This window comes from Mycobacterium sp. IS-1556 (assembly GCF_001499985.1).
Taxonomy (GTDB): domain Bacteria; phylum Actinomycetota; class Actinomycetes; order Mycobacteriales; family Mycobacteriaceae; genus Mycobacterium.
Genome location: NZ_LQIM01000034.1, coordinates 83849 through 109254 on the forward strand (window position 1 = coordinate 83849; position 25406 = coordinate 109254).

The window sequence follows — 25406 nt, forward strand, 5'->3', positions numbered from 1 at the left end:
CTATCGCAGACCGGCTTCGATGTCGGCAACCGCTGCGGATGCCGCTGGCCCGCAGATCGTGCGGAGGTCGACGGGTCCGGCGGAACGGAGCTGTTCGATGCGGTTCTCGAGGTCGCCCGAGGTGACATGGGCGTAGAGGTTGGCGCCCGGGCATGAGGTTTCGGGGCTGGCGTCGCGGTGGCCGGCCAATGTATCGGTTGGAATGCGGAATCGTTCTGCGGCCCAGGCGAATGCGAGCGCAGCACCGTTGAGTTGTTCTTCGGTGATCGGTTCTTCGTCGAAGTTGCCTTCGCAGACGACGAGGAAGTGGCCGGTCGGGTCGTAGTTCGTCGCGGTGTCGCCGACGAGTTCGGGCTTTCGTAACTCGTAGATGTTGCCGTTGCGGTCGACGCTGAGGTGGTAGGCGATGTCGATCCAGCCGTGGGTGTCCTGGTGGTAGTGCTGATGCTGGCGGAGACGTGCAGGCGCGTTGGCGTTGTCCCCGAGCGTCACCGCCGTGTGGTGGATCGTCATCCGGACCGGGGTGTGGGGCCTGCCGCCCGGGCGGGGCGGATTGGCGCCCCATGCGTCACGGCACAACACCGCGTGGGACGGGGTCGCGGACGCGGTGGGTCCCGCCGAGCAGGCGGTGGCGGCGGCCGCCAGGCCGGCCAGCTTCAAGAGGCGGCGCCGGCTGAGCGCGAGGCGGCTGTCCATGCGGTCACCATACGGACCAGCGGGACTGGGCGTCGGCCGTCGAGGGATTCATCGGCAGCGGCTTTTCGCATATTCTTCGTGCCTGAGCGGCAGAGCCGCCGGCCGCTGGCGATGGAGAGGTTCGAGTGCGAATCAGGTTGATGGCCGCGATCGCTGGTGTCGCGCTATGCCTGACGAGCTGCGCTCAGACCACGCTCGACGGCCGCGCGACCTCGATGCTGTTCAACCCCGAACGCGTCGGCGGCCTGCCCGTCGGCGACGGTCCCAGTGGTCCGCGGCCGAACGCGCCGCAACCCGTAGGCACTGTCGAGAACACCGACGGCGGTGCCATGGACCAGCTGGCGTTGTTGGCGGTCAACGACATTCAAGGATTCTGGGAGAAGAACTTCGACAAGTATCTGTCCGGCGACTTCACGCCGATCGACACCTTTGTGTCGTACGACTCCACCGACGCCGACAGCCCGGTCATATGCCAATCCGAAACTTACGAGTTGGCGGGCGCGTTCTATTGCATCGGCGACAAGTTGATCGCCTGGGATCGTGGTCAGGCGCTACCGGTGGCGGCCGAGTTCTTCGGCGACATGGGCGTTGTCGGGGTGATCGCCCACGAGTACGGGCACGCGCTGCAGCGGATGGCTGGCCTGATCGCCGAGGGCACACCGGTTCTGGTCGCCGAGCAGCAGGCGGACTGCTTCGCCGGGGTCTATCTGCGGTCGGTCGCCGCCGGGCAATCGCCGCGGTTCACGTTGAGCACGGGCGAGGGATTGAACCGAGTGCTCGCCGGCGTCATCTACCTGCGCGACCCGCTGACTCCCGCTGCGGCGGGCGATCCACACGGCTCCGCGCTCGACCGGATCAGCGCGTTCCAGATGGGGTTCAGCGGAGGGGCCGACCAGTGCGCCGCGATCGACGTCGACGAGATCGTGAGGCGACAGGGCGACCTGCCGCAGCACATGGTTTTCGACAAGTACGGCGAACCGGTGCTCGACAGCACGATCGATGAGGCGACGATCCAGACGTTGATGGACGTGCTGACCGGAATCTTCCAGCCCTCGAGTGCGCCGGAACTGTCCACCGATCCGGCCGGGTGCGGAGTCGCGGCAGACAAGACGGCATATTGCGCTGAGGACAACACAATTCACGTCGACATGCCTGCGCTGGAGGCGGCCGGAGAACCGAAAAACGAAGAAGAGGATCGGGTTCTGGTGCAAGGCGACAACACCGCGATCTCGATGGTGACGTCGCGGTACGCGCTGGCCGTACAGCAAGAGCGAGGCGTTGGACTCGATACTCCGGTCGCCGCGTTGCGGACGGCGTGCCTGACGGGTGTGGCGCAGGGCCGGATGACGGAGGAAAGCGGGTCGGAGTTGGTTTTGACGGCGGGTGACACCGACGAGGCGGTCGCGGGCTTGCTGACCAACGGTGTCGTGGCGAGTGATGTCAACGGGCGGCCCGCACCGGCGGGGTTCACGCGCATCCTGGCGTATCGGCTCGGCCTGTCCAGTGAGGTCGACGAGTGCTTCGAGCGGTTCGAGTAGCCATGTTCCAAGCGAGTGAGCAGTGACCGGCCCGCCCCGACAGGGCCCGGGGGAGCCGTGGTGGGCGCGTCCCGGCGGTGCGCCGCCGCCGAGACGGCCGCAGGGATACCCGCCACCGCGGCCGGTCGGTCCGCCGCCGCAGCCGTGGCGACAAACGCCACCAAGGCAGTACACGCCGCCGCTGGCTCCGCCAGCGCAGCACGCCCCGCAGATGCCGCCGCCGAGACCTGCGCCCGTAGCTCCCCGCGGTTCGGGGCGGGGAATGGTGGTGTTGGGCGGACTCGCTGCCCTGGCCGTCATAGCAGTGGTTGTGATGGTCGCGGTGTGGGCGTTCGGGGGTTTCGACGGCAAGGTGCTCGACGTGCGTCAGGCCGAGGCGGGTGTGGCGCAGATACTGAGCGACCCGATCTACGGCTACGGTGCGAACGACGTGACGGCCGTCGAGTGCAACGGCGGTGAGAACCCGAAAGTCGAAGCGGGCAAGGGTTTTAACTGCCAGGTCAGCCTCAACGGTGTGCAGCGGCAGGTCGCGGTCGTCTTCCGTGACGACGCGGGCACGTATGAGGTCGACGGGCCGCGGTAGCTCTCTGAATCCCTGGCGGGTTGCCTATAGCGCGCAGTGGTGGTGACTGTGAGAGGATTCAGGCAATCGCATCGGCGTGACGGTGCAATTCGCGCGGGGATCCGCCTGGCCCACACCGATGAAGTTGTGTTGGTCGGCGCACCGTCACGCCCGAAGACGTCTGGGGATGTTTGGAGTTTCCATGTCCGCTCACAGAATCACTGAAAGCGACGCTGCCGTCTCGCCGATTTCCGCGGTATTCGTCTGGCTCGGCGGTGCCGAGCGGCGTGAGCTTGCCCGCCGCGACGAGCGGTCCACTCTCGTCATCGCGGGAGCGGTGGTGCTGCTTGTCGCGCTGTTGGCATGGTCGGCCGCGGCCGCCGCGGTAGCCGGGTCGACATCCTGGCCGATCGTGGCCGTCATCGCGGCGACGCTCGCGGTCGGATTGCTGGTGGGCGCCGTGAGCCGTGCGATCGCATCGGGCGCGGTACGTGGTCGGCCCAATCTCGCGGGGCGCGCTGCCGTCGCGGTTGCCGTCGGCATCGTGGTCGGTGAACTCGCCTCCGTCGCGTTGTTCTCCGGGTCGATCGATCGTGTGCTCGATGAGGAGACCGCCCGCAGCGCCGAGTCCTCACCAGCGGTGGCGCAGGCGGCTGCCGGTCTGGACCGCAGCCGCACGGCTCGAGGTGCGCTCGACGACGCCGTCGAGCAGGCGCTGCTGCGTCGCCAGGAGGCGCTGGTGGTGGCGCGCTGCGAATTCAACCCGAGGCCCGACTGCCCGCAGACCTCCATCACCGGCGTGCCGGGTTCGGGTCCTGGAACCCAGACGGCGGACGACTTCCTTGCCGATGCCCAGCGTCAGTTGGACGACGCATTGGCCGAGCAGGAGGTGCGGGCGCCTGCGCTGGACGCTCAGGTCGCCGCCGATGAGCAGGCGCTGACGCAGGCGCGCGAGTCCGCCGCGTTGGAGGGGGATCGAGGGCTGGGCGCTCGGTGGGTGGCGATGAACGAGTACACGTCGGCCGATATGGGCGCGCTGGCGTTGCGGTTGCTCGTCATTGGGTTCTTCGTGCTGCTGTGCTTGCTGCCGCTGATCCTTCGTGTGTGGCGTGGCGAGACGTCGCAGGACCGCGGGATCGCCGCCGACGTCGAGCGGGACCGCGCCGAGCTGGATGCCGACACCGCGATCGCGGTGAAGCGGGCAGAGGTGCGTGCGGCGATCGACAACATGTGGGCGGAACAGCAGCTGACCAGTGCCCGGCTGGCCATCGAGGCGCAAAACCAGATCGACCGTGAGCAACAACGCCGTCGAGTCATCGAGGCGATCGAGGCTCCGGCGGCGGCTCGGGTGGAGCGCCTATCCGAGCCCGCCGTCGACGATGTGTACCTGCCGATCGCCGCGGAGGCGGAAGCGGCGAGTCTCGAGTTGCCGGTGGCACATGAGGTGGCTGCCGACGAGCGTGTGGCTCTCGACGAGATTCCGAATCTGCCGGTGCGCGATGAGCGCCACGTTCTCGTGCCGTCCGGCGAGGCCGGTCGGCCGCTGATCCCGGCGATCCCTGACGTCACCAAGGCGGCCGCACGGTGGCTCCGCCCGTTGGTGCCGCCGATCATCGCCAGCGCGATCGACACCACCACGCGACCGCTGCGGGGCGCACGGCAGATACTCGAGGAGACGGAAGAGGTTCACTTCTCGCTTCGACGTAGCCGCAAGGTGACGTTGCAATCCGAAGAAGGCGACGATATGTCGGGGTCCTCCGCCGAAGCTGAATGCTGGCCGGCGGGGGAAGAGGACCGTGACTACCGCAGTCAGGGCCGGTTCGATGATCGTGTGCAGCACGGGTCATTGGCCGGGCGTGAAGCTGAGGGTGAACTCAGGCGGGGTGGCTCATATGAACTGAGTGGACCCCGCGGACCACGGCAACTTCCGCCCGGACGATAGGCGGCGGGGAAGTGCCGTGCTCTCCCTTACAAGCACATCTCAGCGATGTGGCCGTTGTCAGGCTCACGCGTCGACTTGACGGACGTCACATAGTTAGCTGGGTTTTGACGTATGCCACAGTTGGCTGCCCCTGGGCCGCATGCGGACGCATCCCAGTCCAGCGGCTTCGACCCGTGTGAACTGCGGTTTCATACTCTAGGGCGGGCTGCGTTTAGAGCGTCACTGCCGCGTCAGCGAGCTGACAGCCATTTTGCTACGCGGTCGGGCGTGTCGGTAGGGTCCGCCTCCGATGGGAAGACACGGATTAGCCAAAACACGGCGACGGTCGCCGTTGGCCCTAGTTGTGGGGGTCGTATCTGCGGCGACGTTGTTTGTTGTCGGCGCAGATAGTTATCCGCAGGTCACTAGTGAGGCCGGGTGCTGTGATGACATCGCGGCGTCGAAGCCGGCCGGCCCGCCGCCGGTAGCTACGCCGCCGATCGAGCTGAAAGCGGTTCCTGCGGCGCTGCCGCAGACATTGCCCCATGGCGTTGCCAAAGAGACGGGGCTGCAGGTCAAAACGATCCTGACCGCCCGCGCGGTGAGCGCGAGGTTCCCAGAGATCCTCGATATCGGCGGGGTGCGCTCGGATCCCTTGAAGTGGCATCCGCACGGGATGGCGATCGACGTGATGATCCCAAACGCTCGGTCGGCGGCCGGAAAAGCGCTCGGCGATAGCGTTCTCGCGTACGTCCTACAGAACGCGGAGCGGTTCGATTTGAACCACGTCATCTGGCGGCAGACCATTTACAAGCCGAACGGCTCGAAACGAATGATGGCGGACCGCGGCGGGGACACCGCCAACCACTACGACCATGTCCACATCGCTACGGACGGCGGCGGATACCCGCGGGAGGGTCAGACCTACCTCCGCTGATCCGCGGGCTCAGTCGGTGGGCTCCTTGGTCCCTTCGCCGAGAGCTTCCGGACGCTGTCGATCTCGGCGTAGTTGATGGCATGGCCTGAGCGCTGATTGTTTGGCGAGAGCTAAGAACGTTCGTCGTAACGGTTGATAGAAAAGGCTGGTGACTCCGCCGGCGGTCGTGAAAAGGCCGCGTCTGACAGAAACCAGCCGGCACGGGGCATGCTAAGTACCCGCCGAACTTGTCGCTCTAGTGGCAGTCCCCAGCAACAGTGTTGTCGGACGACAGGCAATTGCTCGTACACGCTGCGCATCCGCAGCACGTTGTTCGGAAGCTAATCGGCGCGGCTCATGCCGCTCAGTGGATTCCTGTGTAATTTTCGGTTGGGGCTTCGGCATGACTTCTTCTCGATAAGGCGATCGGTCGCGGCGTTCGAAACGGGTTTCTAGACCGGCGAAGGGGGTCGATGTGACAAGTGCGAGGAACTCTCAACTAGCGCTAGCTCCAGGAGTACGCGCCATAATTCTTCTGTTGTCGCTCGCAGCGGTGGGGTTCATCTCGTGGCGGTCAACTGGAAGTCTATTACCTTCGAATCCGAATGATGCTCTGCTAATTCAAAATTCGATTTTACTGATCGTTTTAGCGACTCTGTTAACCGAGCGCTATTTCACTAAACCCGGCGATGCCTTTATAAACGCGCTAAGTGCGTTATTAACTGTGTTGCCTCTACGCGCCACAGCTCCACGCTTGGCGTGGTCCATCTTGGCCGGGTTCTTGCTGTTCGTAATTGCCGCGGCGCTGGTAACCATCACTTTACAAGCGGGATCTCGGCTAAGGGTCAAGACGCCGTGGCTGATGAACTTGCAGCGCATCGGGTATCAGGTCTGCTTGGCACTCGGCAGGGCGCGAGTCGTGTACTCGATCGTGTTCCTTACAGCCGTAGTGTTTTTCATAAAAGAACGTGGTCCGCTCGAGACCTGGCTCCTAATTTTCTGGGGTGTCTATTTAGCGCTCTGGCCATTAGGAATTCCAGAGCTACTCTCTCGGGTAATTCGCCGAGACCCGACAGATGACGAGACGATCGGGACGCTCTTGAGGGTAGACAGCCCCGATGTTGCACGTGTCCTTCTAACAACAGAAGCGCGATGGGCTGGAAGCGAGAGTCCAGTGCTGGTTTCGCTCGCTGACGGGTCGCATCGTTGGGGCGTCCCCTTGATGTCAGAGAACCGAGCCGATGGCGTACTCGGGACAGTGCTCCTCGGCCACGACGCGCCTGACTGCTCAGGAAATGTCGGCGATGTTCGCGCTGCGATCACGATTTCTGGAGCACCATCAAGAAGCGAGTTTACGAAACGCGTTTCGGGGGGCAAAGGCACAAACATTTTGGGTCTTGTTCGCGAGGGCTCAAGGTCGACAAAATTACGGTTCGAGCTGATCCCATCAGCTCAGTTGGTTTTGGGGCAGCTAACTGTGGTTCCTAGCGGCCTAAATTGGGCTTACTACCAGGTGATCGACTGCGAAACTGCGGAGGAGCCTTTCGGGACGTTAAACTACGGATCTCAAATCGCCACTGCTGTGCCAGTCGGAGTCCTGAACTGCGACGGTGTCTTCAATCGAGCGGAGTGGATACCGAAAATCAATGCGCCCGTGTTTGGCGTGGACCCGGGTCTTGCGGTTCATGCGAAGTGCGAAAACGACTTCGTTCTCGGCCATATCCCCGGGACGAAACTCGATCTTCGAGGCGACTTTGTCCGAGCGCTTGAATCTCATACCGCAATCCTAGGCGCAACGGGGTCAGGCAAGACCGAACTCGCTTTCGATCTCCTGAAGCACGCTGCCAAGAACGATGTGAAGGTCATTTGCATCGACCTGACGTCTCAATATGCGCCCAGACTCGCAGACCATAACCCCACGCATTTGACAATCTCCGAGGAGCAGGCGCGGGATCTTGGTGAAAAGCTTTTCGATGCCGAGACTGGCAAATACGGAGCCGGTGACGAAAAGAAGGTTTTGCACGGGTTCGCCCTGCGTCTTCGCAATGAAGTCGAGGCGGGACTTCGGGGTTTTCTTGTCGGAAAGGATAGTCATCTGGCCTTAATCGAGCTGAATGAGATCTCGAACACTAAAGCTACCCTTTGGATTACGGAGATGTACCTAAGCACACTCCTGAAGTTAGCCAAGGTGGACTGGCATCACAAAAGATCCTGGTAGTCATTGAAGAGGCGCACACGGTGATGCCCGAAGCCAGCTTCGCTGGCTTAGGTGACTTTGATTCGAAAGGAACGATTGCCAAGATTACCCAACTCGCACTGCAGGGCAGGAAATATGGCGTTGGGCTCTTGGTTCTCGCGCAACGTACCGCCACTGTCAGTAAATCGGTTCTGACACAATGCAACACGGTCATCTCGTTCGCTTGCATGGATGACACGAGTATTAACTTCCTGCGGAACGTATACGGAAGTTCGGTGGCGGAAGGGTTACCGGCATTAAAGAGCCTTCGTGCGGTGGCTCATGGACAGTGGATAAGAAGTGAATTGCCTGTCGTATTTGATGTTCCGTTCGTTCAGTCAAAGGCCGACCGAACTGACTGGGAGGCGCAACTAAAAGAATCCGCGGCAGCTGTCGAGCCGCAAGAGGAGTAGAGGCGTCCACAGTCGAGCTGATTGCAACGACCGTACTTGAGGCTAGAGGGGCCCCGGCATACCCGATCTTTCTTGCGCACCTCCTGGCGCAGCGAGCTGAACTCCGAGACGGTTCATGTCGCCACCGAGGCGACCGGGCGGGCGTTGCGGCCGGTGGACTCGGTCTTGGGCACCATCACCACGCTGTCGATGTACGGCCGGATGGTGGTGGCATTCTTCACCGTCGCGACGATCACCAGCTGAAGCCGAACTTGCGGAACGCCCTGCAGGGCCAGCTGCGCCAACTGCGGGTCGGACTTGCTGAATGCCTCGTCGAGCATCAGCTGCGCGAAAAGCGGCTTGTTGTCTTCATTTTCGGGGCTGGCCAGGTTGAAGCTCAGCGCGCTAGGGAGGCAGAACGCCATGAGCTTTATCTGCTCGCCGCCGAAGTTGTCGCCGGCATTGCTGTGGGTGCGGATCAGCTCCTCCGTGCTGACGTCCCACTCGGCGCAGTCGTACGTGAACCGGTTGCGCACGTCTCGCGCGTCGACGCCTTGTCCTCGGGCGCGGTGGACGCCAGCCGGTTGCGCAGCTGCAGGATGTCGGCGTACTGGTCGAGCGGGGCGTGCTTGTCGCCAGTCCGACCTCGGCGGTGCGCCGCGAGATGGACCACACGATCTCGGTCAGTTCATCCGCATCTGGAAGACACTGCGGCGTGGCCCTTAGCGTGAGCCGCGTGCCGCGGTTGAACTCGACGGCGCCCCGCCCGGTGTTAACGCGGTCGATCTGCTCGGCGATGTGCCGGGCTTCCTGCTCGACGCGATGCAGGGTGAGGATCGCGTCGGGTGGTTGCTCGGTGACAGGTCGTCACAGGGTTCTCAAAAGGCTCGAAGGCCTCACTGGTTGTGGTTGGGCCAAAGCGTGCAGGGTGGCAAACGACTGCGGAAAGGAACTTGGATCGGCCCAAAAACGCCACGACAGAAGTATTGGTGACGGCCTTCAGCAAATCGCTCGGCGTCTAAAATCATGACGATGCCTGGGCCGTTAGAGAAGGACACCTGCCGGGATTACGTGGTTCCCCGCTTAGAAGCCGCTGGCTGGCAGGACAAATTCGTGGAGCAGTATCGGGTAACCGACGGGAAGATTGTTCCCCTACCCCGACCGCGGCGGCGAAGCCGCGCTCATAGGCGCGACGAGCCATTGCGGGCCGATTACGTCCTCGAATATGAACCCAACCTGCCTGTGGCGGTGGTCGAAGCCAAGCGAGCGCGCAAGCTACCAGGCGATGGGCTCCAGCAGGCCAAGCGGTACGCCGAGATGCTGCGCGTCCCGCTCGCCTATTCGACGAATGGCAAGGGCATTGTCGAGCACGATTACGACACAGGTCGAGAATCTGTCTTGACCGTTTTTCCCACACCAGCCGATATGTGGCTGCGATATCGGGCATGGAAGGGTCTGACCGAGGAGATTGCCACCGCGACGCTACTCCTCCCGTTCAACCGTGATCTTCGGCTACCCGACGGCCGAATCAAGGAACCCAGGTATTACCAGCGGGCCGCCATCGAAGCTGCGCTGACTGCGATCCTCGACGACAACCGCAACCGGGTCTTGCTCACGCTCGCTACCGGCACGGGAAAGACCTTCGTTGCTTTGCAGATTGTCTGGAAGCTTTGGCAGAGCCGATGGCGAGAAGGCCGTAAACCGCGCTTCCTCTATCTGGCCGATCGCAACATCCTTGTAGATCAGCCGATCTCTAGAGAGTTCAAACCTGTCTTCGGCGATGCCATCTGGAAGGTGCAGGGTGAAGCGAAGACTGGCCGCGAAATTTACTTCGCTCTCTACCAGTCGTTAGCTGACTCCGGCGGTGATCTCGGCGTCTTCCGAGATTACCCATCGGACTACTTCGATCTGGTGATCGTCGATGAGTGCCACCGGGGAAGCGCGCGCGGGGAATCAACCTGGCGATCGATTCTGGAACACTTCTCGCCCGCTGTCCAACTCGGAATGACGGCAACACCGCTTCGTGACGAGAACCGCGACACTTACCAGTATTTCGGCGACCCGATTTACACATATACTCTCTCCCAGGGGATCGAGGGCGGCTTCTTGGCTCCGTACCGCGTTCGCCGCGTCGTCCTCAGTCCTGACGCCGCAGGATGGTCGCCTTCCCCAGGTCAGCTCGACCGGTTCGGCCGCGAAATCCCTGAGGGCGTCTACGAAACCAAGCATTTCGAACGGGTGGTGTCACTGCTCATTCGTACCGACGAGGCGGCCAAGCATCTAACGGACTATCTCAAGCGCACGGACCGCATGGCGAAGACCATCGTCTTCTGTGTCGATTCCGATCATGCCGACCAGATGCGACAGTCACTCAACAATGCGAACGCAGATTTGGCCCGCCAGTATCCCAACTACGCCGTGCGCATCGTTTCAGATGAGGGAGATGTGGGTCGCCAGCACCTCGGAGATTTCGCCGACCCTGAGCGTGAAACCCCCGTTATCGCAACAACGTCCCAACTTCTCTCGACTGGTGTGGACCTGCCCACGGTACGGAATATCGTCTTATTCAAGCCGATTGGTTCGATGGTGGATTTCAAGCAGATAATCGGTCGGGGCACGCGACTCTACCCAGACGACGACAAGTTGACGTTCGAAATCATCGACTACACAGGAGCCACCGCCCTGTTTGAAGATCCGGAGTTCGATGGACCGCCAGAGGAGCCTCCAGCGACAGAAGAGATCGATGAAACCGGTGAGGTCGTTAGCGAGACGGACGAAACCGAGTCGGAGTCAGCGACCGGGGGCGACGGCGAGCCAGGGTCTGAAGCGGAATCAGATGAGGTCGAAGATGAAGCAATCCGGAAGTTCTACGTCGATGAAGGAATGGCCTACGTCGTCGCCGAAGGTGTCTATTTACCAAATGCCGATACTGGGCGACTGCGCCTGACCGAATATAGCGACTACGTTGCGGAGGTGGTACGCCGCCTGTATGCAACTCGTCACGACCTGCATGAGAAATGGTCCAGCGGGGATGGACGATCGGAGGTGACGGAAGCGCTACTGAGCCGCGGCATCGACTTGACGGAGGCAGCAGAACGACTCGGGTTGGTGGAGCTGGACCCGCTGGACCTTCTCGTGTACGTCGCTTGGAACGGGGACGCGATCACCCGGCGCGAGCGTAGCATCCGTCTCCGCACGAAACAGAAGAAGTTTCTGGAATCGTTCTCGCCGGAGGCTCGGTCAGTGCTGGACGACCTTTTGGAAAAGTACGCCGAACACGGGATAACGCAACTGGACGACCTCCGTGTCCTCGAGGTACCACCACTCGATCGACACGGGAGCCCGGTCGACATCGCCTTCCGGTTCGGGGGGCGGCAGGAGTTACAGGCTGCGGTGGAGAGGCTCGAAGAGCTTCTATACGCCTCATAAGAAAGCAATTTCTGCATAAGTCACAAATTCAAGGAGCGAACAATTGCCCAAACGCGCAAAGCCAGCATCTACAACTCCTCAGGCGAAGCTGTCGTCGGTGATAAAGAGCGCCCGCGACACGATGCGTAAGGACGCTGGCCTCAACGGTGACCTGGACCGGATTCCCCAGCTTGCCTGGCTGCTTTTTCTCAAGGCGTATGACGGTCTGGAAGAGCGTCGCGAGGTAACCGAGCGGAAGTTCCGTCCGGCTATTGAGAAGCCGTACCGCTGGCGCGAATGGGCAGCTGATTCCGTGAACGGATTGACTGGTGACGAATTGCTGCAGTTCGTGAACGGAAAGCTGCTGCCCTACCTCCGCGAGTTGCGCGGCACGAGACAGGACGATCCCCGCGATGTCATCGCCGCGGTGTTCAAGGAAACCCACAACCGGATGCTTTCCGGCTATCTGCTCCGCGACGTCGTTAACAAGGTCGACGAGGTCAATTTTAAATCGAGTGATGACATACATACAATGGCCCACTTCTACGAGTCGATGCTCCGAGAGATGCGCGACGCCGCGGGTGACTCAGGCGAGTTCTATACGCCGCGTCCAGTGATCCGGTTCATGGTTCAACAAATTGATCCGTTGTTGGGCGAGACGATCCTAGATCCCGCGTGCGGGACAGGCGGCTTTCTTGTTGAGTCGTTGGAGCATGTCCGCCCCCACGTCAAGAATGTCGAGGAGTTACGGGCGCTGGACTCGGACGTGCGCGGGATCGAAAAGAAGCCCCTGCCTTATCTTTTGGGAATGATGAACCTGCTGCTTCATGAGGTGCAGCAGCCGCACATCGTCCGGGACAATGCGCTAGCCCGTCCGGTGACCGACATTCGTGCCACGGACCGCGTCGATGTGGTTCTCACTAACCCGCCTTTCGGCGGCGAGGAAGAGAAAGGCATCCAGTCCAACTTCCCGGAGGCGACGAGAACCGCGGAAACAGCTTGGCTCTTCTTGCAACTGGTGCAGCGCATTCTGCGCTCCGGCGGACGCTGTGGCATCGTCCTACCAAACGGCGTCCTCTTTGGCCAAGGTACGGGTGCCCGCATAAAGGAGCGCCTTCTCGCCGAATGTGATCTACATACCGTAGTGCGACTGCCTCCGGGGGTATTTACGCCGTACACACCGATTCCGAGCAACCTCTTGTTCTTTGACAAATCGGGTCGCACGAAAGACGTCTGGTTCTATGAGATTTCGCCGCCGGAAGGCCGGAAGGGCTACACAAAGACAAAGCCTCTACGGTTCGAGGAGTTTGCCGACTGTTCAGCGTGGTGGGGAGGAAAGGATCGCAAGGGACGGAAGGAGACGTCTCAGGCGTGGCGTATTCCAATTGCTGACTTGGAAGCCAACGGATTCAACCTCGACCTTAGAAACCCTAACCGGCCAGATGAACTTGCCCACCGCCCGCCACAAGACCTAGTGAACGAACTGCGGCAGAAACAGGCTGAGATCTTCAAAGCCCTGGAAGAGATTGAAACCGAACTGGCGGCGAACCGTTGAACCCTGCGTATCCCTCTGCACCTTTCGGTGATGTCCTCGCGATAGAGCGCAACGAAGTCCCGGTTCTACCAACGGAAAAGTACCGAATCGCCGGAATGTACTCATTCGGGCTGGGTGTTTTTGAACGGCCTCCTGTCTCCGGCACTGACATTAGGGCCCGCTCACTGTTCCAACTGCACGATGGACAGCTCGTGATGAGCCGACTCAATGGTTGGGAGGGGGCGATCTCGGTTGTGGCTCCGGAGCATGGCGGGTGCTTCGTATCCAACGAGTATCCGACGTTCTCAATTGATCGAACGCGGGCACTTCCGGCTTACGTCAGCTATCTCTGCAGATGGCCCCGTCTTTGGGAATCGCTGCGCGATAAAGCTCGGGGAGTGGGAAGCACGGTGGGAGCGCGGCGACTGCGCGTCCATCCCGATCACCTTCTCTCGCTTGAGGTTCCACTACCGGACGTCCAAGAGCAGGATCGGGTCGTTCAACGTATTCGCGAGCTGAGTCGGTGTCATGTTCACTCCGAAGCGGAGTTGAAGAGTACCGAGGCATACGCGAAGGCGATCCTCGCGTCAGCTCGAGCGGAGATGGTGAGTCCTGATCGATTGAAAACTAGGATGGCAGAGGGGTGGAAAGCAGTCCAGCTAGGCGATCTGGCCGACTTCGTCAACGGCACAAGTTATGACTCTAACCAACTTGTTGAAACAGGCACACCGATCATTAGGATCAGCAACATTTCGGATCCGTCGTCTGACTTTCTCTACACCGCACAAGACTTCGACGATCGATTCATGGTGGATGAAAAGGATCTGCTGGTGTCCTGGTCCGCGTCCTTCAAATCGATTATTTGGCCAGGCCCGCGAGGCGTGCTCAATCAACACATCTTCGCTGTTACGGAGCGAAGTGATACACATCGCGGCTTTCTTCGCCACTTGATAGAGGCTGTGTTCGACGATATGCGTACACAAGCGGTGGGCATCGGCATGATGCATCTTCGGCGCGATGCCTTCCTGACGCATCCTGTCGTCGTCCCGGACTCTCGCACGCAACAATCGATCGCCGAAAGTCTCGATCGAATCGAAGAGCGGGTAGCAACAATTAGGAGGGGTCAGAAAACCATGGGCTCCCTGCTATCCGCGCTGGGTGTGTCAATTCTGAACACCGCTTTCGATGGTCTCCTATGAGACTCACAAATGATTTGTGATCTGGCGGGTAACATGCGACCACATCCTGGCCTGCCCGCGTATTCGCGTGGATCACAGGCTATTTGATGGTTTGCATCATGACCTTTGACGACCGCGATGCGCTCGGGCCCACCTGAGGCGAGCATTCCCAGCCGGTGCCCGACCCGCGGTGGATCAGCGGGTGTCGGTGCGTCGGCGTAGTGTCCACCTTCGTGTCGACCAGCGACGAGCTGCGCGCCGCGTTCGAACATGCGCTCGCCGACGCGATTGCCGGGAAAGCCGTGCCAGACGGCATCGGCTTAGATGACGAAACGATAGCTGCGCTGTTGGCTGTTGATGCGGCTGCGCCCAACCCGTCGCCCGAACTCGTCCGACTCGCCCGCAACGAGTTCGAAGAGCTGCTCAAAGACATCGCATCTGTAGACCCACGTCGGCGACGTGACGCCATCCCCGTTTCGGACTTGCTGGCTCGGCTCGGCATATCTGAAGACGACTTGAACGCTGGTCCGCCTTCCGCGTGAAGCCAGTGCGCCGGCCGTGGCCATCGCCACCGCGGAAAAAGCAGTTCAGTTCATCAGAGGGCCGTGCGACCATTTCCTCATGAACGAGTTCGAGATGCCCGACGGGAAAGGTACACATCACGGATCGGGTGCTTGAGAACTTCGATGAGGACCACGATGATTGCGCTTTCTGCCTCGGCCGGGCCGCAGCGCATCGAGGGGAGGCCCGAAGTGTCTGCCCCTTTCCGGAAGCCGCTTTCTCCGACGGGTCGACAACGTACTACGAGACTGACTACGGCTTGTGGCAGGTTGGGTATGACCTCGGCGCTACCGAGCCGGGCGGATTGCTCTGGTTTGAGCAGCCAAATCGCGAGAAGTGGTAGCTTCACCGCCGCTTTTTCACTGGAGGGTCATATCGGCCGTCAACGTATTGGCGTGGGTCAGCGTCCAGCCCGCCGTACTGACTGCGGCCTACTACGTGATACCAACGGTTAGCCACCTTCGGCGGCTCCACGCGACGGGTTTGATTGTGTCGACATCTGCCTGGGCCGCCGGAACACTACGTGTGCGGGAATGCTCGCAGAAGCCGGTGCATTGTCATCGAAGGCTCGCAACTGTCGCCTCTCGTGAGATTCTTCGAGCGAGTGCAGGACGATGCTGAGGTAGCCGACCCCTTCGTGCGGGTTCGAGCAGGCACTCTCCAGTTCTTCGGGACACCTGGGATGTACAGCGCAGAAATCGGTCATTCGGATGACGATGACTGACGCCATCATTCGAACGCCGCCTATCAAAGGCACGCTACCAGTTTTTCGATGGCTCTGACTTTGCCTTAAACGAGTCCACGGCCGCCACGAGCGGTCTTTCGGCACCGACTTGTCGGTAGCTCCCGATTCCGTCGAACCGACTTCACTGATGCCGTCACCTCAGCCCGGCCCGGCATCTCGTGTGCCGAAGGAGCCCGCCATGATTCGACCCCACAACGCGACCGCAACAGCGGTTATCGTGCTCGGCGACGACGAAACCATCCGCCGCTGCGAACAATTGACGGCCCGCGCGGCGCTGCGTTCGGCGAGCATCGTCGCAATGTTCGCGTTCACGGCCGGCACGCCCGTCTCGCACGACGACCTAACCGAGGTCGAAGCGGTCGTCGCCGCTGTGGCCCGGGCGATCTCGGTCCGGCTGCCGATATGGATGCCCGACGCGCTGGCGGATCTGGGGCGCGAGCAGCACTACCGTCGCCTGAGTTTGGTACTGCAACGGCACGGTCTCGACCTCTTGGTGGGCCACGATCTCTGGCCTGTCCCGGATGCCGGCGGCATGAACGAAATCGACCACGCGTTGCGCCGCGAGGTTCAGGCCGTCGACGCCCTCGATCGCGCGGCGCTGGCCGCTGCCGGGGCGGAAAGTCTCGAGAAAGTGGTTGAACAGGCCGCGAACGCTGCGCCGATGACCCCAAACGAAAACGGTTGGCCGCCAAAGCTTCCCAGTCTGCCGTGCCGTGGGACCAGCGTCGGCAGGCTGTCTTGGGCTATGTGCGCTGGCTGGTAGAGGCTTGCGGGGTGACCCGCGCGGCGGCGGCACGGGTGCTGAACTCGTCGGGTCAACGCACTCCTGACGGCCGGGCATGGCAGTCGAGGAACGTGACCGCGTTGCTCGAGGGCCGTTATGACCATGAAGCGGCCGCATGATCATGTGCTGTCGAAGCGCTACGCTCGTAGCATGTCTACGGTGGCGTCCCGCGAATTGCGAAACGACACAGCGGGCGTGCTTCGTCGAGTTCAAGCGGGCGAGGAGGTGACGATCACGGTGAACGGGCGAGCCGTGGCCGTGATCGCCGCGGTCGAGCCGAGGCGTCGGCGGTGGGTGTCGAAGACGGAATTCGTCAAGCGGCTCGAGACCAGCCAGGCGGATTCCGGCTTGCGTGACGACCTCGCGGCGCTCGCCGGCGAATCGACCGACGAACTCGACGAGTTGTGACGACCGATCGGCCCGCGCTCGGCATCCTCTGACACATCCGTCTTCATCGCTAATGAGAGTGGCGCCAACTGGAGACGTCGCTGCTCCAAGACGAACTCGCCACGACCGTGATGACCTTCGCTGACTGAACGCGGGTGTGGTCGCGGGGCGGAGTTCCGAGATCCGGGCGCGTCGCCTCCGCACGTTGGATGCCGTCGCTGATATGTCCGTGCTACCGGTCGACGAAGAGGCCGCTCAACTCTGGGCGCTGCTACGCGTGCACCGGACCGAGGCTGAACCGGATCAACTGTCCCGCCCTGCGGTCCAGCACCCCCTTTGAAGTCCCCAGTCGGTCCAGCGGCCCGCACCCGGTCTAGAACAACGACATCTGTCGCGTGTTCCCGTCACCGAACTTCTGCGGAATTGGCCGCTGCCGCACCACCACCGGCCACCAGAACCATCGTCCGAGCAGCGCGGCGATCGACGGCGTCATGAACGACCGCACAATCAACGTGTCGAACAGCAAGCCCAACGCGATCGTCGTGCCGACCTGGCCGAGCACCCGCAGATCGGCGAAGATGAACGACGCCATCGTGAAGGCGAACACCAGGCCCGCCGCCGTCACCACCGAGCCACTGCCCGCCATCGACCGGATGATGCCCGTGTTGATGCCGGCGTGGATCTCCTCCTTGAACCTGGAGACCAGTAGCAGGTTGTAGTCGGACCCCACCGCTAGCAGCAGTGTCACCGCGATCAGCAGGACCACCCAATACAACTCGATGCCTAAGATGTGTTGCCACAACAAGACCGACAAGCCAAATGACGCGCCCAACGACAACGCCACGGTGCCCACGATCACGAGCGCGGCAACGAGGCTTCTCGTGATGAACATCATGATCAGCAGAATGAGCGCCATCGCTGCGATCCCCGCGATGATCAGGTCGTATTTTGCCATATCGGCAATGTCCTTGAAGGTGGACGCCGTTCCGCCGATGTAGATCTTCGACCCCGCCAACGGCGTTCCCTTGACCGCCTCCATCGCCGAATGCCTGATCGCATCGATATGCGAAATCCCTTCGGGCGTCGCCGGATCGACGTCGTGCGTGACGATCATACGCGCCGCCTTGCCGTCCGGCGACATGAACAGCTTCATCCCACGGATGAACTCCGGGTTGCTGAACGCCTCCGGCGGTAGGTAGAACGTATCGTCGGTGTCCGACGCGTCGTACGCCGCACCCAGCTGAGTCGCATTCTCCAGCGCCGCCGCGGTCTGATCGTAAAGACCCGACGTGGTGGAGTGATTGGTCATCGTCAGATCGCGGTTGGTCTCCTGCGATTCGATCTGCGGCGGGATCAGCGCAAGCAGCTTCGGCTGCAGCTCATCAAGTTTGGCGATGCTGCCCGACACGTTCGCCAACTGATCGGTCAGCTCGTTGATGCCGTCGAGCGCGTCGAACAGCGACCGCATTGCCCAGCAGATCGGGATGTTGTAACAGTGTGGCTCCCAATAGAAATAGTTACGCATAGGCCGGAAGAAGTCGTCGAAGGTGGCGATCTTGTCGCGCAGATCCTGCGCCGTGGCGACCGTCTGCGCAAACGCCTCACTCTGCTCGTGGGTGATCGCGCTGGACTGCTGCTGCAGCGCGTGCTGCTGGCGCAGGATGTTGATCGAGTCGTTGATGACCGCCACCTGCCGGATCATGTCGTCGGCACGGGCCTGCTGGAACGGCAGGTTGTTGATCTGCGCCGCGCTCTGCGCGCTGATCTGGAACGGGATCGACGTGTGGTCCAGCGGCGTGCCCAGCGGCCGCGTGATCGACTGCACCTGCGCGACGCCATCAGTATGAAATACCGCCTTGGCAACCCGTTCCAACAGGATCATGTCGGTGGGATTGCGCAGATCGTGGTCGCTTTCGATCATCAGCAGTTCGGGATTCAATCGCGCCCTTGTGAAGTGGCGCTCCGCGGCGTCGTAACCCATATTGGACGGGGCACTGGCAGGCATATACCGGCTGTCGTCGTAACTCACCTTGTAGCCCATCAGCGACAGAAGTCCTACAAATGCGATCACCAGTGTGGCGACCAGGATCGGGGCGGGCCACCGGACAATCGCCGTGCCGATCCGCCGCCATCCCCGCTTGGCGGTTTTGCGTTTGGGCTCCAGCAGACCGAACCGGCTACCCACCACCAGCACCGCGGGTGCCAGCGTCAACGACGCGGCCAGCGCGACGAGAACACCGATCGCGGAAGGGATTCCGAGGCTCTGGAAGTATGGCAGCCGGGTGAAGTGAAGGCAGGCCACGGCGCCGGCGATGGTCAAACCCGAGCCGAGGATCACGTGCGCCGTTCCCCGGTACATGTCGTAGAAGGCGGCCTCGCGGTCCATGCCTTCGTTGCGTCGCTCGTGGTAGCGGCCGAGCAGGAATATGACGTAGTCGGTGCCGGCAGCGATGACCAACAGCGTCAAGATGTTGGTCGAATACGTTGACAGGCCAATGACTCCGGAGTTCGCAAGGAACGAAACGATGCCTCGTGCCGCCGCCATCTCGATCAGCACCGTGATGAGCGCGATGATCATCGTGACCGGTGAGCGGTAGACGATCAGCAGCATCACCGCGATCACCACGACGGTCAGCACGGTGACCAACACGGTGCCTTCGCTACCAACCTCGAACTGATCGGCGACCTGGGCTGCCGCACCGGTGACGTAAGCCTGGATACCCGGTGGTGCAGGAGTTTTGGCGATGATGTCACGCAGCGCGTCGACGGATTCCAACGACAGCGCCTCGCCCTGGTTGCCCATGAGAAACACCTGGACGTAGGCGGCCTTGCCGTCAGCGCTCTGCGATCCGGCGGCGGTGAGCGGATCGCCCCAGAAGTCCTGCACGTGCTGGACGTGCCTGGTGTCCTCGTTGAACCGTTTGACCAGTTCGTCGTAATAAGCGTGGGCCTCGGCGCCGAGAGGCTGGTCACCCTCGAGCACCACCATCGCCGCGCTGTCGGTGTCGAACTCGTGAAACACGTCACCGATGCGCTGAAACGCTTGCAGCGACGGCGAATCGGGGGAGCTCAGCGCCACATTGTGTTCTTCGCCGACCTCTTCGAGCGGCGGCACGAACACGTTCGTCAGAGCGGCGACGGCCAGCCAAAACAACACAATCGGCACGCATAGCCGACGGATCCCCTTGGCGACGCGATCGGTCGACGTCGGACGTTCGGCCTCCTCCGTGCCTGTCCGGGTCCTCATCCTGACTTGTCCAAGCAGTAGGTGTATGCGTTCAACGCGTTGACCGTTCTCTCGTCCTTGACGACGTCGTCGATCCTGATCCGGCAGCCGATGGAGTCGCTGTCGCCCTGTGCGGAGACATTGACGAAGACGGCCGGTTGAGTGGTGGTCGCGTCGTAGACCCAGGGAAGAGCCGCGTCGTCGACCCGCTGTGGTTGGGCGTCGATGTCGGTGTAGGTGATGGTCGCGACCGTGCCTGGGGGACCGAACACCTCCATGACGACATGCTTCGGGTTGAATGGGACGATCTCGTTCGCGGCGTTGTTCGGCGTCGACGTGACGTCCTGCGAGCCGAAGATGCCGTTCAGCCGGTAGACCGCGAATCCCGCCACCGCGACGACCAACACCGCCACCAGAAGCATCCAATGCCGCATCAATCGGCTTCCGATCGAAACCCGCTGCATCCGCGGCCCTTTCGACGAGCGGTCACACGTTGACGGACGGCGTGACACCCTTTAAGCGGGTATCAACGAACTTGACGGTACGGTACGGGACCGTTTCCTGACAACCCGTACGTGGTTTCGTTCACTGGATAGACAGGTCAGTCGTTGTGGCGGGTGAGGCTGGGGATGAGCACGTTGTCGACGAAGTCCTGAATCGTGCGGCGCGTTGGCGCTCGTCCCGTGAGCACCGAGCGGTAGATGAGGTAACCGGGCAGCACGTCCCAGAGGTCTTCGGTGATGGCGGAGGCGTCGATCTCACCGCGGTCGACGGCACGGGCGAGGACGCGCGACATCAGCGCTTTGCGCTGGCTGAGGAACTGCTCGTGGAGCATGGCGGCGAGCGTGTCGCTGCGCGAGATCTCCATGAGCACCGCGCGGATGGTGCTGGCATGGGTGCTGACGTGAGCGCTGATCTGCTGCGCGAGTCGTAGCAGGTCGCCGCGCAGCGTGCCGGTGTCGGGGTCGACCGCGACATGTCGGGTGCCCTCGACGAATGCGGCCAGCACGAGTTCGGCCTTGGTCGGCCAGCGTCGGTAGAGGGTGGCCTTGCTGGCGCGTGCGGCCGTGGCCACCGCGTCGAGGCTCAACCGGTCGTAACCGTGTTCCTGCAGGAGTTCCAGCGTCACGCCGAGCAGCTCAGCTTCCCGCGGCGACCACGGGGAATCCGCGCCGCTATCGGAACTCGGAATCACGTGACTCTCCATCAACTTCCCACCCGGCTTCAGTCATCTTCGCGAAGCGCGTTACACAGCGTGTCACAGTCCGTTCGTGGCGCTCCGTGTATCGGAATGCTACGGCGTGAACACACTTCACCGTTGCCGTCGACCATGTTGCCGTCGCGGACAGTCTGCGGTGCTGCGCACCGCCGGCGTCGCCGGGCCAGGCGGTATCCCGGGTGGCGCGTTGTTGGCCGAGCACCGATTGCGCGTACTTGGTGCCAAACGGCTTGCCGGTGGCGGCGTGGATGAGAACCTCACCGAGCTCGAATGTGCCCGAGACCACTCGCGTAGCGAATGCGATCGCGGTGCGCGGAGTTCATGCCCGCCTGGACCTTGAAAACGAAGGCGCTGAACGGTGATTCGGTGTCGTGTCGGCTCTAGCCGGCCGGCACCAGCGGCCCGCCGGTGGAGTCTTCCGTCGACTCGTAACGGAACGTACCCGCACAGCCTGACGCCGGCACGTGCCGCCGCCGGCGATGTGAGGCTTGTTGTGCGCCGCTCAGTTATCCGACAAGTGCCTTCCTAAACAAGGTCCATTGGATCGACTTGGTACCCCGCGCAGCTGCACTCGTCGAGACCGCCGTATACCTGACACCCTTCGTGGTCGTGATCGATAGCCGGATGTACGCAGGCGGAACAGCACACAGCGGCGCGCGGTCCCGTGTGTGTACCGGGATCGAGATGGTGCTCTACTACCGGAATACCGGCGATGTGCGCTCGGGTCATGCAATCGACCGATCCGCGAGAGGCCGGACTGATGAATGCAAGACACAGGTCGGGACCGCGATCAACCATCCGCTGATTGCGCGAGGCGATACCGGCAACACCGTCTGTGCGGAGGTCGATCGGGTAGCTTTCCTCGAGCCGGCGCATCAACTGTTGGTTGTGCGGATCGCAACATGGCAGATCACAAGCTGGGTCCTCGATATAGAGCCATTCGTGAGCTAGTGCATCAACGCCTACCGGTGTCCCGCCATGGACGAGGACGAACGGACCGTGTTTCACGACCTGCTCTGACAGCACGCCCCAGACAATATGGTCGTCTGGCCAATTGCGGGCGCCAGTGACCAAGACGACTCGCATGAGTCGATGGTGAATGATGACAGGGATCTCGGCAATGCAATTCGATCAAACATTGGGGTCCTACCAGAAGCGTCTGCGGGTTGGCCTGTTGAGGTCATCGAATGCGTACTCGTCGCCGTGACGCCAGGCCCGGAGGGCGCTGCGAAGGGAGGCGCGGTCGCGGTGGCGCTCGATGCGATTGAATCGACGGCTTTCCCAGCCGGCGTGACACATCCAGCAAGAGCAGATAGCGGTACCGGTATAGCGGAACGACCAGTAGCACTTGGTGGTTGGCCGCCACGGCGGTCGAGCCGCAGGGGGATGCGGTGGAAGATCACAGCAGGTGTGGTTGCTGGCATGCTGTGCTTCAGCGGCGAGTTCGCCGCGAGCCAGACGGACCCACAGTGGAGCGTGGGCATCGGTGCGGGACAAGGCAAGGCCTCCGGGGACAGGGCCCCTGCCCGCTATCCCCGGATGAGGACGGACAGGGGCTACGGTGTCTCCACGGAGTCCCGAGGCCTGTGCTGTCCGGCAATCATGCCGTCAATTTACCAGCGATGCCCGACACGGTTCGAAAGTCGTGACTGTCCCTATCTGGAGCGGTGGAGACCCTCGTGTGTGCGCCGCACGTGCGAAGTAGCGCCAGTACCGCCACAATGGCGCCATGCCCAGTGTGCTGATCAAAGATCTTCCGGACGAGACTCATCGCGTGTTGCGGGAGCGCGCTGTGCGCGCACATCAGTCTCTGCAGGAATATCTTCGGAGCCGCTTGATCGCCGATGCGAATCAGCCGACGTTGGAGGAGGCATTCGACCGTCTCGCGCCACGACGCGGAGGCAAGGTGTCCTTCGCAGACACTGTGAGTCACCTTCGAGCAGAACGGAACCGTCGTTGACCAGCGTTCTGGCCGTGGCGCTCGGCGATGGCGCGGCCGATGGGAGCGTGCCCGCGTCCGTCTGACCGGCGAAGCATTGGCCGCGCCGGAATTCGTCGATCTCAAAACGGTGTCGATGTGACGCCGGCACGTCGCGTCGAAGCTGATGACAGGTCGGGTAGCTGCCCTTGCCGTTTCGGACCTCAAGAATCTACCGCTACAGCGATCGTCCATCGGCCGCTCCTCGAGCGAATCTGGGTGCTGCGCAACGGTGTGACTACGTACGCTTGGCGCGCGTCCCCGGCATCAGATGCGAAATCGAAGGCATCGCGGGGCGCGGTCCAGCGCGATGACGTCGCTTGCAAGCCTCGCGCCGCTCCCGACACGGTTTGGCGTATCCGCCGTCCGCGCGATGATGGCTAGCGCATCGCAGCGCCGGCTCAAGCGACTAGCGCCGTCGATGTACTACCCCTACGCCGCCACTAACGACCCGAGTTCGATTTCGGGGTTATCGCGTTGGAAGCCCTCGAGCCGCCATGGCGTGGAGAACAGCACGAGCATGACTCCGTCGCTGCGGGTCAGCACTTCCGCTGACACCTGCTTGTCCATGAATTCGGCGTCGGCGGGATCGACGATCCGAGCGACCTGATACGGCAACGACTCCAGCGCGATCGGGGTGCTGAACTCGGTGGCCATGCGGTGGAGGGCCACCTCGAACTGCATCGGGCCGACCGCGGCGAGCACGGGTGCCTGGTCGCCGCGACGGTCTGAGCGCAGCACCTGAACGACGCCTTCCTGTTCGAGCTGCTCGATGCCGCGGCGGAACTGCTTGTGCTTACTGGGGTCGGTGCCGCGGGCCACCGCGAAATGCTCGGGGGAGAAGCTCGGTATCGGCGGATACTGCACGGGGACATCGCGATACAACGTGTCGCCCGGGCGCAGCGCGGCGGCGTTGGCCAGCCCGATGACATCACCGGGCCACGCAGTATCCAGGGTGGCGCGTTGCTGGCCGAACACCGATTGCGCGTACTTGGTGACGAACGGCTTGCCGGTGGCGGCGTGGGTAAGAACCTCACCGCGCTCAAACGTGCCCGACACCACCCGCGCGTAGGCGATGCGATCGCGGTGCGCGGAGTCCATGCCCGCCTGGACCTTGAAAACGAAAGCGCTGAACGGTGATTCGGCATCGCGCCTGGCCCCGCCGACGTCGAGTGCTCCGCTCGGTGGCGGCGCCAGCTCGACGAGCACATCGAGAAGCTGATTCACACCGAAGTTCAACGCCGCCGAGGTGAACAGCACCGGTGTGGTTGCGCCGCTGAGGAATTGCGCACCGTCGTAGTCGGAGCCATCGGCGGAGAGCAGTTCGCTCTCTTCGACGGCGTGCTCCCAGTCGTCACCGGCAGCGTTGTGCGCCTCGTCCGCCGCGATGTGCTCTTCGGGAGCCGCGGTGGCCCCGCCCGCGGTGCGGGTGAACCGGATGAAGTTTCCCGTCCGCCGGTCGAGCACGCCTTTGAAGTCTCCGGCGATGCCGACCGGCCACGTCAATGGAGTGGGGCGCAGCCCGATTCGGGCCTGAATCTCGTCCATCAATTCCAGCGCGTGGCGGCCGGGACGGTCCCACTTGTTGATCACCGTGATGATCGGGATCCGACGGTGCTTGCATACCTGAAACAGTTTCAACGTCTGCGGCTCAAGGCCTTTGGCCGCGTCGATGAGCATCACCGCGGAGTCGACGGCCGTCAGCACCCGGTAGGTGTCCTCGGAGAAGTCGGCGTGGCCGGGGGTGTCGAGCAGGTTGATGACGCAAGTGCGGTACGGGAACTGCAGCACCGTCGACGTGATCGAGATACCTCTAGCCTTCTCCATCTCCATCCAGTCGGACACCGTCGCGCGACGGCCCGCTTTGCCGTGCACGGCGCCGGCCTCGGTGATGACCCGGGCGTGCAGCGCCAGCGCCTCGGTCAACGTCGACTTGCCGGCGTCGGGGTGGCTGATGACGGCGAAGGTTCTGCGGCGGTCCGCCTCGGCGGAGATACGGCCAGGTGGCGAGGCGTCGGCGCTCGGCGGAGCAGCAGCCAGGGCATTATTGGTCATAACGTCAGCGATGGTATGGGTCCCCAGTGCGAACCAGCTAATCGAGTCGAGATGCCGGTTGACCAGCATT

19 protein-coding genes and 2 pseudogenes are annotated in these 25406 nt (G+C 62.3%); 13 read left to right on the top strand and 8 right to left on the bottom strand.

Features of this window, described 5'->3' with window-relative positions:
• The gene (locus tag AU187_RS16870; protein WP_286131998.1) at positions 1-696 is read right to left on the bottom strand and encodes an N-acetylmuramoyl-L-alanine amidase; all 696 of its coding nucleotides are present in this window, start codon (positions 694-696) and stop codon (positions 1-3) included.
• Positions 697-836: 140 nt separating this feature from the next.
• Here AU187_RS16870 and AU187_RS16875 point away from each other — a divergent pair, with 140 nt between their 5' ends.
• The 6 genes from AU187_RS16875 to AU187_RS25505 all read left to right on the top strand — a co-directional run bounded on the left by AU187_RS16875 (position 837) and on the right by AU187_RS25505 (position 8282).
• Positions 837-2234: a neutral zinc metallopeptidase gene (locus AU187_RS16875; RefSeq protein WP_059166961.1), complete on the top strand. Its 1398-nt coding sequence runs from the start codon at positions 837-839 to the stop codon at positions 2232-2234.
• 22 nt (positions 2235-2256) lie between these two features.
• Entirely contained in the window at positions 2257-2817 is a 561-nt protein-coding gene (locus AU187_RS26000; protein WP_286131999.1) for a DUF4333 domain-containing protein, read from the top strand.
• A 181-nt stretch (positions 2818-2998) separates the two neighbouring features.
• On the top strand, positions 2999-4738 hold the full coding sequence (locus AU187_RS16885; protein ID WP_059166963.1) for a DUF4407 domain-containing protein: 1740 nt from the start codon (positions 2999-3001) through the stop codon (positions 4736-4738).
• A 367-nt stretch (positions 4739-5105) separates the two neighbouring features.
• Positions 5106-5654: a VldE C-terminal domain-containing protein gene (locus AU187_RS25715; protein ID WP_502687770.1), complete on the top strand. Its 549-nt coding sequence runs from the start codon at positions 5106-5108 to the stop codon at positions 5652-5654.
• 517 nt (positions 5655-6171) lie between these two features.
• Positions 6172-7851 (top strand): helicase HerA domain-containing protein, encoded by a 1680-nt coding sequence (locus AU187_RS25140; protein WP_156442366.1) that lies wholly within the window; start codon positions 6172-6174, stop codon positions 7849-7851.
• Between the two features lie 23 nt (positions 7852-7874).
• Complete coding sequence (locus AU187_RS25505) at positions 7875-8282, top strand: ATP-binding protein (protein ID WP_156442367.1); 408 nt, start codon at positions 7875-7877, stop codon at positions 8280-8282.
• Between the two features lie 116 nt (positions 8283-8398).
• On the opposite strand, the pseudogene AU187_RS25145 reads toward AU187_RS25505, so the two are convergent.
• Positions 8399-9128 (bottom strand): annotated as a pseudogene (locus tag AU187_RS25145) (SbcC/MukB-like Walker B domain-containing protein); the annotation flags it as partial.
• 165 nt (positions 9129-9293) lie between these two features.
• Here AU187_RS25145 and hsdR point away from each other — a divergent pair.
• The 6 genes from hsdR (at position 9294) to AU187_RS16945 (ending at position 16879) form a co-directional block, all read left to right on the top strand.
• On the top strand, positions 9294-11690 hold the full coding sequence (gene hsdR / locus AU187_RS16910) for an EcoAI/FtnUII family type I restriction enzme subunit R (RefSeq protein WP_156442368.1): 2397 nt from the start codon (positions 9294-9296) through the stop codon (positions 11688-11690).
• A gap of 43 nt (positions 11691-11733) precedes the next feature.
• Positions 11734-13224: a type I restriction-modification system subunit M gene (locus AU187_RS16915; protein WP_059166968.1), complete on the top strand. Its 1491-nt coding sequence runs from the start codon at positions 11734-11736 to the stop codon at positions 13222-13224.
• Positions 13225-13601: 377 nt separating this feature from the next.
• Positions 13602-14402 carry a restriction endonuclease subunit S gene (locus AU187_RS25150; protein WP_172800289.1) on the top strand — a complete coding sequence of 267 codons (801 nt, stop codon included), beginning with the start codon at positions 13602-13604 and terminating at the stop codon, positions 14400-14402.
• 212 nt (positions 14403-14614) lie between these two features.
• Entirely contained in the window at positions 14615-14923 is a 309-nt protein-coding gene (locus AU187_RS16930; RefSeq protein WP_156442370.1) for a hypothetical protein, read from the top strand.
• A gap of 942 nt (positions 14924-15865) precedes the next feature.
• Positions 15866-16450, top strand: a complete 585-nt coding sequence (locus AU187_RS16940) for a hypothetical protein (protein WP_156442371.1) — start codon at positions 15866-15868, stop codon at positions 16448-16450.
• Between the two features lie 171 nt (positions 16451-16621).
• Positions 16622-16879: a type II toxin-antitoxin system Phd/YefM family antitoxin gene (locus tag AU187_RS16945; RefSeq protein ID WP_059167134.1), complete on the top strand. Its 258-nt coding sequence runs from the start codon at positions 16622-16624 to the stop codon at positions 16877-16879.
• Between the two features lie 352 nt (positions 16880-17231).
• Here the strand turns inward: AU187_RS16945 and AU187_RS16955 are convergent, their stop codons facing one another.
• The 5 genes and pseudogenes from AU187_RS16955 to AU187_RS25160 form a co-directional block, all read right to left on the bottom strand.
• Entirely contained in the window at positions 17232-20105 is a 2874-nt protein-coding gene (locus tag AU187_RS16955) for an MMPL/RND family transporter (protein ID WP_059166973.1), read from the bottom strand.
• Entirely contained in the window at positions 20102-20548 is a 447-nt protein-coding gene (locus AU187_RS16960; RefSeq protein ID WP_172800290.1) for an MmpS family transport accessory protein, read from the bottom strand. The genes AU187_RS16955 and AU187_RS16960 overlap by 4 nt, the downstream gene beginning before the upstream one ends.
• A 137-nt stretch (positions 20549-20685) precedes the next feature.
• Complete coding sequence (locus tag AU187_RS16965; RefSeq protein WP_059166974.1) at positions 20686-21291, bottom strand: TetR/AcrR family transcriptional regulator; 606 nt, start codon at positions 21289-21291, stop codon at positions 20686-20688.
• 157 nt (positions 21292-21448) lie between these two features.
• Positions 21449-21671, bottom strand: a pseudogene (locus AU187_RS26005) (peptide chain release factor 3); the annotation flags it as partial.
• Positions 21672-21828: 157 nt separating this feature from the next.
• Positions 21829-22389 carry an SLOG family protein gene (locus AU187_RS25160; RefSeq protein ID WP_082691840.1) on the bottom strand — a complete coding sequence of 187 codons (561 nt, stop codon included), beginning with the start codon at positions 22387-22389 and terminating at the stop codon, positions 21829-21831.
• 643 nt (positions 22390-23032) lie between these two features.
• Between AU187_RS25160 and AU187_RS26220 the strand changes: the two genes are divergently transcribed.
• Positions 23033-23263, top strand: a complete 231-nt coding sequence (locus AU187_RS26220) for a FitA-like ribbon-helix-helix domain-containing protein (RefSeq protein ID WP_082691841.1) — start codon at positions 23033-23035, stop codon at positions 23261-23263.
• A 450-nt stretch (positions 23264-23713) separates the two neighbouring features.
• Here AU187_RS26220 and AU187_RS16980 read toward each other — a convergent pair whose 3' ends face one another.
• Positions 23714-25336: a peptide chain release factor 3 gene (locus tag AU187_RS16980; RefSeq protein WP_059167136.1), complete on the bottom strand. Its 1623-nt coding sequence runs from the start codon at positions 25334-25336 to the stop codon at positions 23714-23716.
• Positions 25337-25406 lie beyond the last annotated feature (70 nt).

Coding starts and splice junctions, on each gene's coding strand:
- AU187_RS16965 (WP_059166974.1), bottom strand. CDS start 21,291: ATGGAGAGTCACGTGATTCCGAGTTCCGATAGCGGCGCGGATTCCCCG.
- AU187_RS25505 (WP_156442367.1), top strand. CDS start 7,875: ATGCCCGAAGCCAGCTTCGCTGGCTTAGGTGACTTTGATTCGAAAGGA.
- AU187_RS16960 (WP_172800290.1), bottom strand. CDS start 20,548: ATGCAGCGGGTTTCGATCGGAAGCCGATTGATGCGGCATTGGATGCTT.
- AU187_RS16940 (WP_156442371.1), top strand. CDS start 15,866: ATGATTCGACCCCACAACGCGACCGCAACAGCGGTTATCGTGCTCGGC.
- AU187_RS16885 (WP_059166963.1), top strand. CDS start 2,999: ATGTCCGCTCACAGAATCACTGAAAGCGACGCTGCCGTCTCGCCGATT.
- AU187_RS16875 (WP_059166961.1), top strand. CDS start 837: ATGGCCGCGATCGCTGGTGTCGCGCTATGCCTGACGAGCTGCGCTCAG.
- AU187_RS16955 (WP_059166973.1), bottom strand. CDS start 20,105: ATGAGGACCCGGACAGGCACGGAGGAGGCCGAACGTCCGACGTCGACC.
- AU187_RS16870 (WP_286131998.1), bottom strand. CDS start 696: ATGGACAGCCGCCTCGCGCTCAGCCGGCGCCGCCTCTTGAAGCTGGCC.
- AU187_RS26220 (WP_082691841.1), top strand. CDS start 23,033: ATGCCCAGTGTGCTGATCAAAGATCTTCCGGACGAGACTCATCGCGTG.
- AU187_RS16945 (WP_059167134.1), top strand. CDS start 16,622: ATGTCTACGGTGGCGTCCCGCGAATTGCGAAACGACACAGCGGGCGTG.
- hsdR (WP_156442368.1), top strand. CDS start 9,294: ATGCCTGGGCCGTTAGAGAAGGACACCTGCCGGGATTACGTGGTTCCC.
- AU187_RS25160 (WP_082691840.1), bottom strand. CDS start 22,389: ATGCGAGTCGTCTTGGTCACTGGCGCCCGCAATTGGCCAGACGACCAT.
- AU187_RS16980 (WP_059167136.1), bottom strand. CDS start 25,336: ATGACCAATAATGCCCTGGCTGCTGCTCCGCCGAGCGCCGACGCCTCG.